The 13852-nt window shown below is 58.6% G+C and carries 12 protein-coding genes; 5 read left to right on the top strand and 7 right to left on the bottom strand.

Annotated features, from left to right (window positions below; translation table 11 throughout):
• Positions 1 to 928: 928 nt before the first annotated feature.
• The 3 genes from ACQ4OE_RS15545 to ACQ4OE_RS15535 all read right to left on the bottom strand — a co-directional run bounded on the left by ACQ4OE_RS15545 (position 929) and on the right by ACQ4OE_RS15535 (position 3988).
• Positions 929 to 2587, bottom strand: a complete 1659-nt coding sequence (locus ACQ4OE_RS15545; RefSeq protein ID WP_038363942.1) for a cation acetate symporter — start codon at positions 2585 to 2587, stop codon at positions 929 to 931.
• On the bottom strand, positions 2584 to 2895 hold the full coding sequence (locus ACQ4OE_RS15540) for a DUF485 domain-containing protein (protein ID WP_122593480.1): 312 nt from the start codon (positions 2893 to 2895) through the stop codon (positions 2584 to 2586). The genes ACQ4OE_RS15545 and ACQ4OE_RS15540 overlap by 4 nt, the downstream gene beginning before the upstream one ends.
• 241 nt (positions 2896 to 3136) lie before the next feature.
• The gene (locus tag ACQ4OE_RS15535) at positions 3137 to 3988 is read right to left on the bottom strand and encodes a glycine betaine ABC transporter substrate-binding protein (RefSeq protein ID WP_122593478.1); all 852 of its coding nucleotides are present in this window, start codon (positions 3986 to 3988) and stop codon (positions 3137 to 3139) included.
• A 286-nt stretch (positions 3989 to 4274) separates the two neighbouring features.
• Between ACQ4OE_RS15535 and ACQ4OE_RS15530 the strand changes: the two genes are divergently transcribed.
• Positions 4275 to 5870 (top strand): beta (1-6) glucans synthase, encoded by a 1596-nt coding sequence (locus ACQ4OE_RS15530; protein WP_430947140.1) that lies wholly within the window; start codon positions 4275 to 4277, stop codon positions 5868 to 5870.
• 107 nt (positions 5871 to 5977) lie between these two features.
• On the opposite strand, the gene ACQ4OE_RS15525 is transcribed toward ACQ4OE_RS15530, so the two are convergent.
• Entirely contained in the window at positions 5978 to 6346 is a 369-nt protein-coding gene (locus ACQ4OE_RS15525) for a hypothetical protein (protein WP_430947139.1), read from the bottom strand.
• Between the two features lie 224 nt (positions 6347 to 6570).
• Between ACQ4OE_RS15525 and ACQ4OE_RS15520 the strand changes: the two genes are divergently transcribed.
• Complete coding sequence (locus tag ACQ4OE_RS15520; protein ID WP_122593473.1) at positions 6571 to 7869, top strand: serine/threonine protein kinase; 1299 nt, start codon at positions 6571 to 6573, stop codon at positions 7867 to 7869.
• Entirely contained in the window at positions 7862 to 8650 is a 789-nt protein-coding gene (locus ACQ4OE_RS15515; protein WP_008087290.1) for an MlaA family lipoprotein, read from the top strand. Before ACQ4OE_RS15520 ends, ACQ4OE_RS15515 begins: the two co-directional genes overlap by 8 nt.
• 174 nt (positions 8651 to 8824) lie before the next feature.
• On the opposite strand, the gene ACQ4OE_RS15510 is transcribed toward ACQ4OE_RS15515, so the two are convergent.
• On the bottom strand, positions 8825 to 9739 hold the full coding sequence (locus ACQ4OE_RS15510; protein ID WP_430947138.1) for a DUF808 domain-containing protein: 915 nt from the start codon (positions 9737 to 9739) through the stop codon (positions 8825 to 8827).
• Between the two features lie 135 nt (positions 9740 to 9874).
• Here ACQ4OE_RS15510 and ACQ4OE_RS15505 point away from each other — a divergent pair, with 135 nt between their 5' ends.
• A complete protein-coding gene (locus ACQ4OE_RS15505; protein ID WP_122593469.1) occupies positions 9875 to 10480 on the top strand; it encodes a TetR/AcrR family transcriptional regulator in 606 nt (201 codons plus the stop codon).
• Between the two features lie 113 nt (positions 10481 to 10593).
• On the opposite strand, the gene ACQ4OE_RS15500 is transcribed toward ACQ4OE_RS15505, so the two are convergent.
• Together ACQ4OE_RS15500 and ACQ4OE_RS15495 are read right to left on the bottom strand one after the other, a co-directional pair.
• Positions 10594 to 11052: an REP-associated tyrosine transposase gene (locus ACQ4OE_RS15500; protein WP_430947137.1), complete on the bottom strand. Its 459-nt coding sequence runs from the start codon at positions 11050 to 11052 to the stop codon at positions 10594 to 10596.
• Between the two features lie 213 nt (positions 11053 to 11265).
• Positions 11266 to 11706: a GlcG/HbpS family heme-binding protein gene (locus ACQ4OE_RS15495; protein WP_122593465.1), complete on the bottom strand. Its 441-nt coding sequence runs from the start codon at positions 11704 to 11706 to the stop codon at positions 11266 to 11268.
• A 268-nt stretch (positions 11707 to 11974) separates the two neighbouring features.
• Here ACQ4OE_RS15495 and gcl point away from each other — a divergent pair, with 268 nt between their 5' ends.
• Positions 11975 to 13750 carry a glyoxylate carboligase gene (gene gcl, locus ACQ4OE_RS15490; protein WP_008083509.1) on the top strand — a complete coding sequence of 592 codons (1776 nt, stop codon included), beginning with the start codon at positions 11975 to 11977 and terminating at the stop codon, positions 13748 to 13750.
• Positions 13751 to 13852 lie beyond the last annotated feature (102 nt).

Raw genomic sequence — 13852 nt, 5'->3', positions numbered from 1 at the left:
TTGAGGGTTGGGTGTATATCCGTTTTTGCGGGTGCTGCCGCTGGCGGTTTCGCTCTTACAGCGAGTCCCTTTTTCAAACGCCAAAAAGGAACCAAAAGGCTTTGCCCCTGGCGTACGGCACTTCGCTGAGGCTCAGTGTCCCCTCGCTACGGTGTCCATCCGGGGGCATCGCCTACGGTTTGCTTCGCTGCACCTCCTCTCGATGTATGCGGCTACGCCGCACGGCGCTGCGCGCCTACCCCCGGATGAACACCTTCGCTCGGCCTTCCGAAGGGGCTTAAGATCAAAAACCAGATCAAGATCAAAAGCCCCTCACCCTAGCCCTCTCCCGGAGGGAGAGGGGACTAACCGCGGTGTTTGGACGAGGTACGCCGACTTGGGATACCGAGTCGAACTCAGATTTTGAAAGGCTCACAAATCGGCTCCCTCTCCCTCGGGAGAGGGCTGGGCGGGCGGCGTTCCGATGAGGGGCAAGAGCACCACAAAAACTAAAACCGTGCGCGCTGTGCCCTTCACCACTCAATAGGCCGAGTGTCAGCTCGCCTGCTCTTGATCTTGATCCAGGGGCGACGTCGGAAGGCTGAGTGGAGGGATTGATCCGGGCGTGGGAGCGTAGCGACCGTTTGGCGCAGCCAAACACAGCGAGAGGAGGTGCAGCGAAGCAAACCGTAGGCGCTGCGCCCGGATCGATCCCGCAGCGAAGGAACCCCGAGCCCCAGCGAGCGGGCCGGACGTAGGAGCAAGCGTTTTTTTGCTTACTTTTTTTTGGCGCTTGTAAAAAAAGTGAGTCGCCGTAAGGGCGAAACCCTAAGCAGCCGTTACCGCAGCAACGGATATGTACGCAGCTCTAATCGATAACCGCCCAATAAAAAATGCCCCGATCTCTCAACCGGGGCATTCAGCACAACATTAAACAACGATCAAACCATCAATGCGAAACCGCCCCACTCGCCCCCAACCCAGTCTGCGAACGCACAAACTGCGGGAAGAACAGCGCCCGCTCTTTATCCGCAGCCGCCGACTTGTCAGTAATCGAGAAGAACCAGATCCCGACAAAAGCAATGATCATCGAAAACAGCGCCGGGTACTCGTAAGGGAAGATCGCCTTCTCGTGATGCAGAATCTGCACCCAGATGGTCGGGCCAAGAATCATCAGGCCCACCGCACTCACCAGACCCAACCAGCCGCCAATCATTGCGCCGCGAGTGGTCAGCTTCTTCCAGTACATCGAAAGCAGCAGTACCGGGAAGTTACAGCTCGCCGCGATCGAGAACGCCAGACCCACCATGAACGCAATGTTCTGGCTTTCGAAGAGAATACCCAGGCCGATCGCCAACACTGCCAAGGCAATGGTGGTGATTTTCGAGACACGAATCTCATCCTTCTCGTTGGCTTTGCCCTTCTTGATCACACTGGCGTACAGGTCGTGAGACACCGCCGAAGCACCGGCCAGCGTCAGGCCCGCCACTACTGCCAGAATGGTCGCGAACGCTACCGCTGAGATGAAGCCGAGGAAGATGCTACCGCCGACTGCGTTAGCCAGGTGCACCGCCGCCATGTTGTTGCCGCCCAACAGCGCGCCAGCAGCATCTTTGAAGGCCGGGTTAGTGCTGACCAGCAGGATCGCGCCGAAGCCGATGATGAAGGTCAGGATATAGAAGTAGCCGATGAAGCCAGTCGCGTACAACACGCTCTTACGCGCTTCTTTTGCGTCACTCACGGTGAAGAAGCGCATCAGAATGTGTGGCAGGCCAGCGGTACCGAACATCAGCGCCAGACCCAGCGAGAAGGCCGAAATCGGGTCCTTGACCAGACCGCCCGGGCTCATGATCGCTTCGCCCTTGGCGTGAACCTTGATCGCTTCGGAGAACAACGTGTTGAAATCAAAGCCGACGTGTTTCATCACCATCAGCGCCATGAAAGAGGCACCGGACAGCAGCAGCACTGCTTTGATGATCTGTACCCAAGTGGTCGCCAGCATGCCGCCGAACAAAACGTACATGCACATCAGCACGCCGACCAGAATCACCGCGACGTGGTAGTCGAGGCCGAACAACAGCTGAATCAGCTTGCCCGCACCGACCATTTGCGCGATCAGGTAGAACGCCACCACCACCAGCGAACCGCAGGCGGACAGGGTGCGGATCTGGGTTTGCCCGAGGCGGTAGGACGCCACGTCGGCGAAGGTGTATTTACCCAGGTTACGCAGGCGCTCGGCGATCAAAAACAGAATGATCGGCCAGCCCACGAGGAAGCCGATCGAGTAGATCAGGCCATCGTAACCGGAGGTGAACACCAGCGCGGAAATCCCCAGAAAGGACGCCGCCGACATGTAGTCACCGGCAATCGCCAGACCGTTCTGGAAACCGGTGATCTTGCCGCCCGCCGCATAGTAGTCAGCCGCGGAGTTGTTTTTCTTCGAGGCCCAGTAGGTGATGTACAGCGTCGCACCGACGAACGCCACGAACATCAGGATCGCGGGAATGTTCAGCGGCTGCTTGGCCACTTCCCCCGTCAATGCATCCGCCGCCCAGACACCCGGTGCGAACGCTGCAACGCTCAATAAAGCCAGTAGACGCCGGATCATTGCTGAGCCTCCTTGAGAATCGCATTGTTCAGGTCGTCAAACTCGCCGTTGGCGCGGCGCACGTAGATACCGGTGAGGATGAATGCCGAAAGAATCAGCCCGACACCGATCGGAATACCCCAGGTAATCGAAGACTCAGGACTGAGTTTCGCTCCCAGTATGTGCGGCCCGTAGGCGATCAGCAGGATGAATGCGGAGTAAAGCCCGAGCATGATTGCCGAGAGAATCCAGGCGAATCGTTCCCTTTTCTGAACCAGCTCCTTGAATCGGGGACTGTTTTGAATCGAGAGGTAAATGCTGTCGTTCATTGTTTTTATCCTCGCAGCACAAATTATTGTTGGAACATAGCTAATGTATGCGGCTGCGGGAGCGGGAACAGACGACCTTAGTAGTAGAAGGCCATGACACTTTTGCCAATTTCCGGTACGCCACAAAACAACTGTGGGAGCGAGCCTGCTCGCGAAGGCGTCGGTTCAGTTGATATTTGTATCAACTGACAGATCGCATTCGCGAGCAGTCTCGCTCCCACAGGGTTAGGCGGTGAAGCTTTTATTTGGTCCAGTCAGCCACGCGATCCGGGTGCTTGGCAACCCAATCCTTGGCCGCTGCTTCAGGCTTGGCACCGTCCTGAATCGCCAGCATGACTTCGCCAATTTCGTCTTTCGATGCCCACTGGAAGTTCTTCAGGAACTTGGCCACTTCCGGCGCTTTGGCATCCAGTTGTTTGCTGCCGATGCTGTTCACGGTTTCAGCTGCGCCGTACACGCCTTTCGGGTCATCGAGGAAGCGCAGTTTCCATTTAGCGAACATCCAGTGCGGCACCCAACCGGTGACGGCGATGGATTCGTTTTTCTTCTCGGCACGGGTCAGCTCGGCGATCATGCCGGCGCCGGAACTGGCTTTGAGGGAATATTTGTCGAGGCCGTAATCCTTGATCGCCTGATCGGTCTTGAGCATCACGCCTGAGCCGGCGTCGATGCCAACGATGCGGTTTTTGAAGGTGTCGTCGGTTTTCAGGTCTTCGATCGACTTGGCTTTGACGTACTCCGGTACGATCAGGCCGATTTTTGCATCCTTGAAGTTCGGGCCGTAATCGACGACCAGATCCTTGTTTTTCGTCCAGTATTCGCCGTGGGTCACGGGCAGCCAGGCCGACAGCATGGCGTCGAGTTTGCCGGTGGCAACGCCTTGCCACATGATCCCGGTGGCGACGGCTTGCAGCTTCACGTCATAGCCGAGTTTCTGTTTGATCACTTCGGCGGCCACGTGGGTGGTCGCGACGCTGTCGGACCAGCCGTCAACGTAACCGATGTTCAGGGTCTGTTTTTCTGCGCTGGCGAAAGTGGAACTCATCGCAAGCACCAGAGCAGCACTTGCGCCTAAAAGTCGTCGCATCTTCATCGTTACTTCCCCGAAATGCTGCGCCCGACGGATGACGGGCGGCGTCAACGTATTGTTATGGTGCACGGCGCCCCCATCACGCCTGACCGCAAACTCGCTAGAACATCAGCGGAGCACTGATGGCTTGATCATCAACCTCACGCGGCAGGCGACCTGCTCTGCCAGCGACCTCAAGACAACGAGAAACGACATCACAAGGCCATTAAGGGCGTCTGGATATTTGACGCGAGACAATCCGCCCGAACTTTGCATGTCAAAATCGTGCGGGCCACCTACCCCTCTCTAAATGCAGGTAACATGCGTCGCTTTGCAGCCACTCGGCCTGACCATGTCCGCGACGTCCCGCTTCCCTTTTCTGCCCTATCTTTTCGCCTGCCTGCTTGGGCTGTTTGCGCTCGGTGGCTTCTGGTACGGCCTCGGCAAACCGGTGATCCTGCCGGACGCCGCAACGCCGACGCACAAGCTGCAATGCGCCTCTTACACACCATTCGATAAAGACCAGTCACCGTTCGACGTGCCCTTCAAGTTGCGCCCGGAGCGCATGGACGCCGACCTCGCACTGCTCGCGACGCGGTTTGAATGCATCCGCACCTATTCGATGACAGGCCTTGAGGCGCTGCCGGATCTGGCGCGCAAGCATGGCTTGAAGTTGATGATCGGCGCTTGGGTCAACAGCAACCCGGTGGACACCGAAAAAGAAGTCGATCTGCTGATCCAGTCGGCCAACGCCAACCCGGACGTGGTCAGTGCGGTGATCGTCGGCAACGAAGCGCTGCTGCGCAAAGAAGTCACCGGCGCGCAATTGGCGCGACTGATCAACAAGGTCAAAAATCAGGTCAAGCAGCCGGTGACTTACGCCGATGTCTGGGAGTTCTGGCTCAAGCACCCGGAAGTCGCGCCGGCGGTGGATTTCCTGACTATTCACCTGCTGCCGTACTGGGAAGATGATCCGTCGAACATCGACGTCGCCCTGCAACACGTCGCAGATGTGCGCCAAGTGTTCGGCAATAAATTCGCGCCGAAAGACGTGATGATCGGCGAAACCGGCTGGCCGAGCGAAGGCCGCCAACGCGAAACCGCCCTGCCGAGCCGGGTCAACGAAGCCAAGTTCATTCGGGGTTTTGTCGCGATGGCCGAGAAAGAAGGCTGGCATTACAACCTGATCGAAGCCTTTGACCAGCCGTGGAAGCGCGGCAGCGAAGGCGCGGTCGGCGGCTATTGGGGGCTGTTCGATGCTGATCGCCAGGACAAAGGCGTACTCGCCGGGCCAGTCACCAACGTACCGTTCTGGAAAGAATGGCTGGCAGTGGGTGGTTTGATTTTCCTCGGGACCTTGCTGCTGGGCGGGCGGGTGCGCACCACTCGCTCGGCACTGCTGCTGCCGCTGCTGGGCGCTCTCGCCGCTTGTTCGATTGGCGCTTGGGGTGATCTGGCGCGGGTCACCACGCGGTTTACCAGTGAATGGCTGTGGGTCGCTTTGCTCACCGTTTTGAATCTGTTGGTGCTGGCGCATGCCGCCCTGACGTTAAGTGCGCGCATCGGTTGGCGTGAGCGAGCGTTCACTCTGCTCGAGCGCCGCGCAGGCTGGCTGGTCGCGGTGGCAGGTTTTGCCGCCGCGGTGATGATGCTGGAGATGGTGTTTGACCCGCGTTATCGCAGCTTTGCGAGCATGGCATTCTTGCTGCCGGCACTGGTTTATCTGTGCCGCCCGGTGAGTGTGCCGCGTCGCGAGATTGCACTGCTGACGTTTATTGTCGGCGCGGGGATTGCGCCGCAGTTGTATCAGGAAGGTTTGCAGAATCAGCAGGCGTGGGGCTGGGCGTTGGTCAGCGTATTGATGGTGGCTGCGTTGTGGCGCTGCCTGCGGGATCGCAGCCTCTGATCTTCAGCGTGGCATCAGGCCTCTTCGCGAGCAGGCTCGCTCCCACATTGGATCTGTGGCGTTCACAAATCCCCTGTGGGAGCGAGCCTGCTCGCGAAGACTGACTGTCAGGCGCTACGGGACTCGCGGACCAAACGCAACCCGGCAATCACCAACGCAAACACCGCCAACGTCGTGTTGTACAACGCCAACGCCGGCACTCCGGCTAACAGCGCCAGCACCGCCAGCCACCACCCTGCCCGCCCCGGTACGACGAAACCGATCAGCGCCGCACCCAGTGCCGTCCAGCCCAGCACCTTGAAGTGAATCATCAACCCAAGGTTGGAGCGCACCTGGCATTCCCAACGGCTGGCCTCATCCACGCAGATGCCGACCCACTGCCCATCCTCCATAAAGCCATAGCGCACGGCATAACTGGCAGCCAGCCACAGCGGCAATAGCACGAGCAGCAGAATCACGGGCAAACGGCGGGACATGAAGCACTCCAAACATGAGAAACCGGCGGCCAGCTTAATCCGCCAACTGCCGTACGCAAGCACTAACAACAGTTAACTGTTCATACAGGCGGTGCAAAGTGTATCGTCCAGCTACTATTACTCCGAATTCTGCCTGTTTGGTGCCGCAGCATGGCACTTTGGCGCACACCCGGTGGTCATAGCCTGCGAACTTCATTCGGCACCTTCCTCTAAGGGATCTAGTCATGCTCCGTTCCTTGCGCTTCGCCGCGCTGTTCAGCGGCCTTATTTTGAGTGCGTCCGCACTGGCGGTGGATATCGACGCCGCCAGTTATGGCTACCCCCTGACCAACCCGTTCGAGGCGACCATCGCCACGACCCCGCCGGATTTGCGCCCGGAGCTGCCGCTGGACGACGACATCACTCAGTCGGACCGCAGCCTGACGCTGCGCCCGGAGCGCGAGTTCATCCTGCCGGACAACTTCTGGGCAGTGAAGAAACTCACCTACCGCATCGCCACCCAGGACAAACCGGCACCGCTGATTTTCCTGATTGCCGGCACCGGCGCGCGTTATGACAGCACGCTCAACGAATACCTGAAAAAGCTTTATTACAAGGCCGGCTACCACGTCGTGCAGTTGTCGTCGCCGACCAGTTTCGACTTCATCAGCGCCGCCTCACGCTTCGCCACCCCGGGCGTAACCAAGGAAGACGCCGAAGACATGTACCGGGTGATGCAAGCCGTGCGGGCGCAAAACCCGAAACTACCGGTGACCGAGTATTACCTGACCGGTTACAGCCTCGGCGCTCTGGATGCCGCTTTCGTCGCGCACCTGGACGAGACGCGCCGCAGCTTCAACTTCAAGAAAGTCTTGCTGCTCAATCCGCCGGTCAACCTCTACACCTCGGTGACCAACCTCGACAAGTTGGTGCAGACCGAAGTTAAAGGCATCAACAACAGCACGACATTCTATGAATTGGTGCTGAGCAAGTTGACCCGCTACTTCCAGCAGAAAGGCTACATCGACCTCAACGATGCGTTGCTCTATGACTTTCAGCAGTCCAAGCAGCACCTGACCAACGAACAGATGGCGATGCTGATCGGCACCTCGTTCCGTTTCTCGGCAGCCGACATTGCGTTCACTTCGGACCTGATCAACCGTCGCGGCCTGATCACCCCGCCAAAATTCCCGATCACTGAAGGCACCAGCCTCACGCCGTTCCTCAAGCGTGCGTTGCAGTGCGACTTCGATTGCTACCTGACCGACCAAGTGATTCCGATGTGGCGCGCCCGCACCGACGGCGGCAGCCTGCTGCAACTGATCGATCAGGTCAGCCTGTATGCGCTCAAGGATTACCTGCACGACAGCCCGAAAATCGCCGTCATGCACAACGCCGACGATGTCATTCTCGGCCCAGGCGACCTCGGTTTCCTGCGCAAGACTTTCGGCGATCGCCTGACCGTTTACCCACTGGGCGGCCATTGCGGCAACCTTAACTACCGCGTCAACAGCGACGCCATGCTGGAGTTCTTCCGTGGCTAAATATCTCCTGCTGATGGCAGCGCTCCTCTGCGCAGGCGTGGCCCAGGCCGACAACAGTAAAGCCAACGCGCCGGTGGTCGTCGACAGCGACGGCTTCAAAGAGCCGCTGTCCAAACTCAAATTCAACCCGGGGCTGGATCAGCGCGAATTCGAGCGCTCGACGCTCAACGCGCTGAACGTCTACGACCCTCTGGAATCGTGGAACCGCCGGGTTTATCACTTCAACTATCGCTTCGACCAATGGGTGTTCCTGCCAGTGGTCGATGGCTACCGCTATATCACGCCAAGCTTTTTGCGCACCGGCGTCAGCAACTTCTTCAACAACCTCGGCGACGTGCCAAACCTGGTCAACAGCCTCTTGCAGTTCAAGGGTCAGCGTTCGATGGAAACCACCGCGCGCCTGCTGCTCAATACCACCATCGGCATCGCCGGTCTGTGGGACCCGGCCACCGCCATGGGCCTGCCGCGCCAGAGCGAAGACTTCGGTCAGACCCTGGGCTTCTACGGTGTACCGGGCGGCGCCTACTTCGTGCTGCCGATCTTCGGCCCGTCGAACATTCGCGACACCGCCGGCCTGGCTGTGGATTACACCGCCGAATCGGCAATCAACTTCCTCAACGTCTCGGAAGTCAGCTCCAACCACCCGGAAGTCTGGGCGTTGCGCGCGGTCGACAAGCGTTATCAGACCAGCTTCCGCTACGGTCAGATGAACTCGCCGTTCGAGTACGAGAAAGTGCGTTACGTGTACACCGAGGCGCGCAAGTTGCAGATTGCCGAGTAATTTCGGCAGGCACAAAAAAGGGCCATTCGATGCGAGTCGAATGGCCCTTTTTCATGGTATCAGCTGAATCCAGTGGGGGAGCGAGCCTGCTCGCGAATGCGGTGCATCTGCCCCTCAATAGCTGACTGACTCGACGCCTTCGCGAGCAGGCTCGCTCCCACAGGGATATTGCGTTCAGCCTTTGATGGCTTTCCAGATTTTGCCGACGACAGAAACAACCGCCAACACCACCGCGCCAGCAATGATCCCCGCTACACCATTGAGCAACATCGGCACCGCAAACCCGGCGCTCCCCGCCGCTGCGCCAACGCCTTCTATCCAGTGATGAATCACCGGCACGCCGTGGGTGAGGATGCCGCCGCCGACCAGGAACATCGCCGCCGTACCGACCACCGACAAGGTTTTCATCATGTACGGGGCTGCGCTGAGAATGCCGCTGCCGATTTTTTTCGCGGCCTGCCCGGGCTTCTGGGTCAGCCACAAGCCGAGGTCGTCGAGTTTGACGATACCCGCCACCAACCCGTAAACACCCACCGTCATGACGATGGCGATGCCGGACATCACGATCACTTGCTGGGTCAGCGAGGCATCCGCCACGGTGCCCAAGGTGATCGCGATGATCTCTGCGGACAGGATGAAGTCCGTGCGGATCGCGCCTTTGATCTTGTCCTTCTCGTACGCCACCAGATCGGTCGCCGGATCAGCGACGGCCTCAGTCAACTGCGCATGCCCGGCTTCATCTTCAGCTTCGCTGTGCAAAAACTTGTGCGCGAGCTTCTCGAAACCTTCGAAACACAGATACGCACCGCCGACCATCAACAACGGCGTCACCAGCCACGGCACGAACGCGCTGATCGCCAGCGCCGATGGCACGAGGATCAGTTTGTTGACGAAAGAACCCTTGGCCACCGCCCAGACCACCGGGATTTCCCGCTCGGCACGCACGCCGGAGACCTGCTGGGCATTGAGCGCCAGATCATCGCCCAGTACGCCGGCGGTCTTCTTGGCGGCCATTTTGCTCATCAACGCGACATCGTCCAACACCGTGGCAATGTCGTCGACCAGCACCAGCAAACTGCTTCCTGCCATGAATCCTGTTTCCTTCTATGTATGAATGTTGCGAAGCATAACGCGACCACAGACCACACGGGGCATTCTTGAGCGCTGCGCGAGGCCGGTGCTACCATGCGCAACCGCCAGAACAGGCAAGGAACCACCGGGTTTATGAGCACAATCCGCGAGCGCAACAAAGAACTGATCCTGCGTGCCGCCAGTGAGGAGTTTGCAGACAAAGGCTTCGCTGCGAGCAAAACCAGCGACATCGCCGCCAAGGCGGGATTGCCCAAGCCCAACGTCTACTACTACTTCAAGTCCAAGGAGAACCTCTACCGCGAGGTTCTGGAAAGCATCATCGTGCCGATTTTGCAGGCCTCGACCCCGTTCAATCCGGACGGTGTGCCGAGCGAAGTGCTGAGCGGCTACATCCGCTCGAAAATCCGCATCTCCCGCGACCTGCCCTTCGCCTCGAAAGTATTCGCCAGCGAAATCATGCACGGCGCCCCGCACTTGAGCGCCGACCTGGTCGAACAGCTCAACAGCCAGGCCAAACACAACATCGACTGCATCCAGAGCTGGATCGACCGCGGCCAGATCGCCCCGATCGACCCGAATCACTTGATGTTCAGCATCTGGGCCGCGACCCAGACCTACGCCGACTTCGACTGGCAGATTTCTGCGGTCACGGGCAAGGACAAGCTGGATGAAGCGGATTATGAAGCGGCGGCGCAGACGATTATCCGGTTGGTGTTGAAGGGGTGTGAGCCGGACTGATAGACCGCGGTGACTGCTTCGCGAGCAGGCTCGCTCCCACAGGGATTCGTGAACGCCACAGATCCAATGTGGGAGCGAGCCTGCTCGCGAATAGCGGCAACACAAAATAACGCTCAAACCCAAATCGCATCCCACAGCGGATAGTCGCCAAGCTTCTTAACCAAACCAGCCCGCAACGGGTTAGCCACGACATACCGAGCCAACTTCACCAGATCATCCTCTCTGCGCAATGCACGATCATGAAAGCCTGATTGCCAAAGGCTGGTCTGTCGACCGGTCGCGAGTTTCACGGCTTTGGTGCTTAGAGATTTGGTTCGCTGCATCAATTCGCCAAGCGAACCACGCTTCAATTCAATCAGCCAATGAAAATGATCTGGCATGACAACCCAGGCCAACGTATTCGCAGTACCCATATCTTCTGCGACGCGAAATTGGCTGGCGACCAATCGACCCAGTGCAAAGTCGCTGAAAACAGGCTGCCTACCCGCCGTATTGGTTGTCAGCAGGTAGATGCGGTTGTGTTCGGAGTAACGACCGATGCGCAAACGATTTGAAGCAGATAGATCCCGCATTCCTTTGCCTTTTCATATCCTGATCATGAAAAGGTTAGTTCTGTGAATGTGGGAGCAAGTGTCAGGTTTTTAGCAAGATGTGTTTTTGAGATCGTATTCGCGAGCAGGCTCGCTCCCACAGGGGGCTTGGGGTATTCAGACATTTTGTGTCTGAGCACAAATCCAATGTGGGAGCGAGCCTGCTCGCGAAGGCGGTTAATCAGACGCTACAGATCAAGCCGCCACCCCCGCATCCGCCCGCAACTCCAACGCCTCCACCGCCTTAATTGCCACCTGCTCATCAATATCCGACAGATCGCCGCTTATGCCGATCGCGCCGAGCACATTCCCCGCCTGATCACGAATCAACACACCGCCCGGTGCCGGCACGACGCTGCCTTGTCCCATGCTGTTCAGTGCGGCAATAAACGCTGGGCGTTGTTGCGCGTCGAGTGCCAGCAGGCGTGAGCCTTTGCCCAGGGCGATGGCGCCCCAGGCTTTGCCGATGGCGATTTGCGGGCGCAGCAGGCTGGCGCCGTCTTCGCGTTGCAGGGTGATCAAGTGGCCGCCGGTATCGAGTACCGCGATGGTCAGCGGCGCGGCGTTGATGCCGCGCCCTGCAGTGATGGCTTCGTTGACCAGGTTGACTGCGACTTTCAAGGTTAAAGCGCTCATGGTGCCGTCCTCATTTTGTTATTGGGAAAGTCGTGGGGCTGCGCTTTTCTGCCGCAGCTCGATGCAACAAATAGAACACAATGAGTTATTTTTTTGTATACAATAATTATCGAAAAGCGCCACATGCGACGAAAAGCCACAGTCAGAAAGGCTTCCGACGAATGAAACAGGCGCTTGAGAAAATGGATTGACCTGCGCCGTCCGCCGTGAATACACTCTGCGCAAAGCCACTTGTATACAATTACAAAACGTAAAGAGGCACAAAACCATGAGCAAAATGAGAGCAATCGAAGCCGCCGTTCTGGTGATGCGCCGTGAAGGGGTTGATACCGCTTTTGGCATCCCGGGCGCTGCCATCAACCCGCTGTACTCCGCCTTGCAGAAAGTCGGCGGCATCGATCACGTCCTTGCTCGCCACGTTGAAGGCGCCTCGCACATGGCCGAGGGCTACACCCGCACCAAGGCCGGCAACATCGGCGTGTGCATCGGGACGTCCGGCCCTGCCGGTACCGACATGGTCACCGGGCTCTACAGCGCCTCGGCCGACTCGATTCCAATCCTCTGCATCACCGGCCAGGCACCCCGCGCCCGTATGCACAAGGAAGACTTCCAGGCTGTCGACATCACCAGCATCGTCAAGCCAGTCACCAAGTGGGCGACCACTGTTCTGGAGCCGGGCCAAGTGCCTTACGCGTTCCAGAAAGCATTCTTTGAAATGCGCTCCGGCCGTCCAGGCCCGGTGCTGATCGACCTGCCGTTCGACGTGCAGATGGCCGAAATCGAATTCGACATCGACGCCTACCAGCCGCTGCCACTGGCCAAGCCGACCGCTACCCGCGTTCAGGTCGAGAAGGCTTTGGCTTTGCTGGATCAGGCTGAGCGCCCACTGTTGGTTGCCGGTGGCGGCATCATCAACGCCGACGCCAGCGATCTGTTGGTTGAATTCGCTGAACTGACCGGCATCCCGGTGATCCCGACCCTGATGGGCTGGGGCACCATTCCTGACGATCACCCGTTGATGGTGGGCATGGTTGGTCTGCAGACTTCGCACCGTTACGGCAACGCGACGATGCTGAAATCCGACGTGGTGTTGGGTATCGGTAACCGTTGGGCCAACCGTCACACCGGTTCGGTTGACGTGTACACCGAAGGCCGCAAGTTCATTCACGTCGACATCGAAGGCACGCAGATCGGCCGTGTATTCACGCCGGATCTGGGCATCGTCTCCGACGCCGCTGCAGCGCTGACCGTGTTCATCGAAGTGGCGCGTGAATGGCAAGCCGCCGGCAAGCTGAAAAACCGCAGTGCCTGGCTGCAGGATTGCCAGCAGCGCAAAGCCAGCCTGCATCGCAAAACCCACTTCGACAACGTGCCGGTAAAACCACAGCGCGTTTACGAAGAAATGAACCAGGTGTTCGGCAAGGACACCTGCTACGTCAGCACCATTGGTCTGTCGCAGATTGCTGGCGCGCAGTTCCTGCACGTCTACAAGCCGCGTCACTGGATCAACTGCGGCCAGGCGGGCCCGTTGGGCTGGACCATTCCGGCAGCGCTGGGCGTGGTGAAGGCCGATCCGAACCGCAAAGTCGTGGCCCTGTCGGGGGACTATGACTTCCAGTTCATGATCGAAGAACTGGCGGTCGGCGCTCAGTTCAAACTGCCGTACATCCACGTCGTGGTGAACAACTCGTACCTGGGTCTGATCCGTCAGGCACAGCGCGGGTTCGAAATGGACTACTGCGTGCAGCTGTCCTTCGATAACCTGAACGCGCCGGAACTCAACGGTTACGGGGTTGACCACGTTGCAGTGGCTGAAGGCCTCGGCTGTAAAGCGCTGCGTGTGTTCGAACCATCGGAAATCGCCCCTGCCCTGCGCAAGGCCGAACAGATGATCGAAGAGTTCAAGGTGCCGGTGATCGTCGAGATCATTCTGGAGCGTGTGACCAACATCTCCATGGGTACCGAGATCAACGCCGTCAACGAATTCGAAGACCTGGCGCTGGTCGGCAACGATGCGCCAACGGCGATTTCGCTGCTTGATTAACTGCTGACCGCTCTCCCTGTGGGAGCGAGCCTGCTCGCGAAGACTGCTTCATATCCAACACGGATGTTGGCTGACAGACCGCTTTCGCGAGCAGGCTCGCTC

Origin of the sequence: Pseudomonas sp. WC2, assembly GCF_050586545.1 — a bacterium.
Lineage (GTDB): Bacteria > Pseudomonadota > Gammaproteobacteria > Pseudomonadales > Pseudomonadaceae > Aquipseudomonas.
The sequence above is the reverse complement of the archived record's forward strand: the minus strand, read 5'-3'. Positions and strand labels throughout refer to the sequence as shown.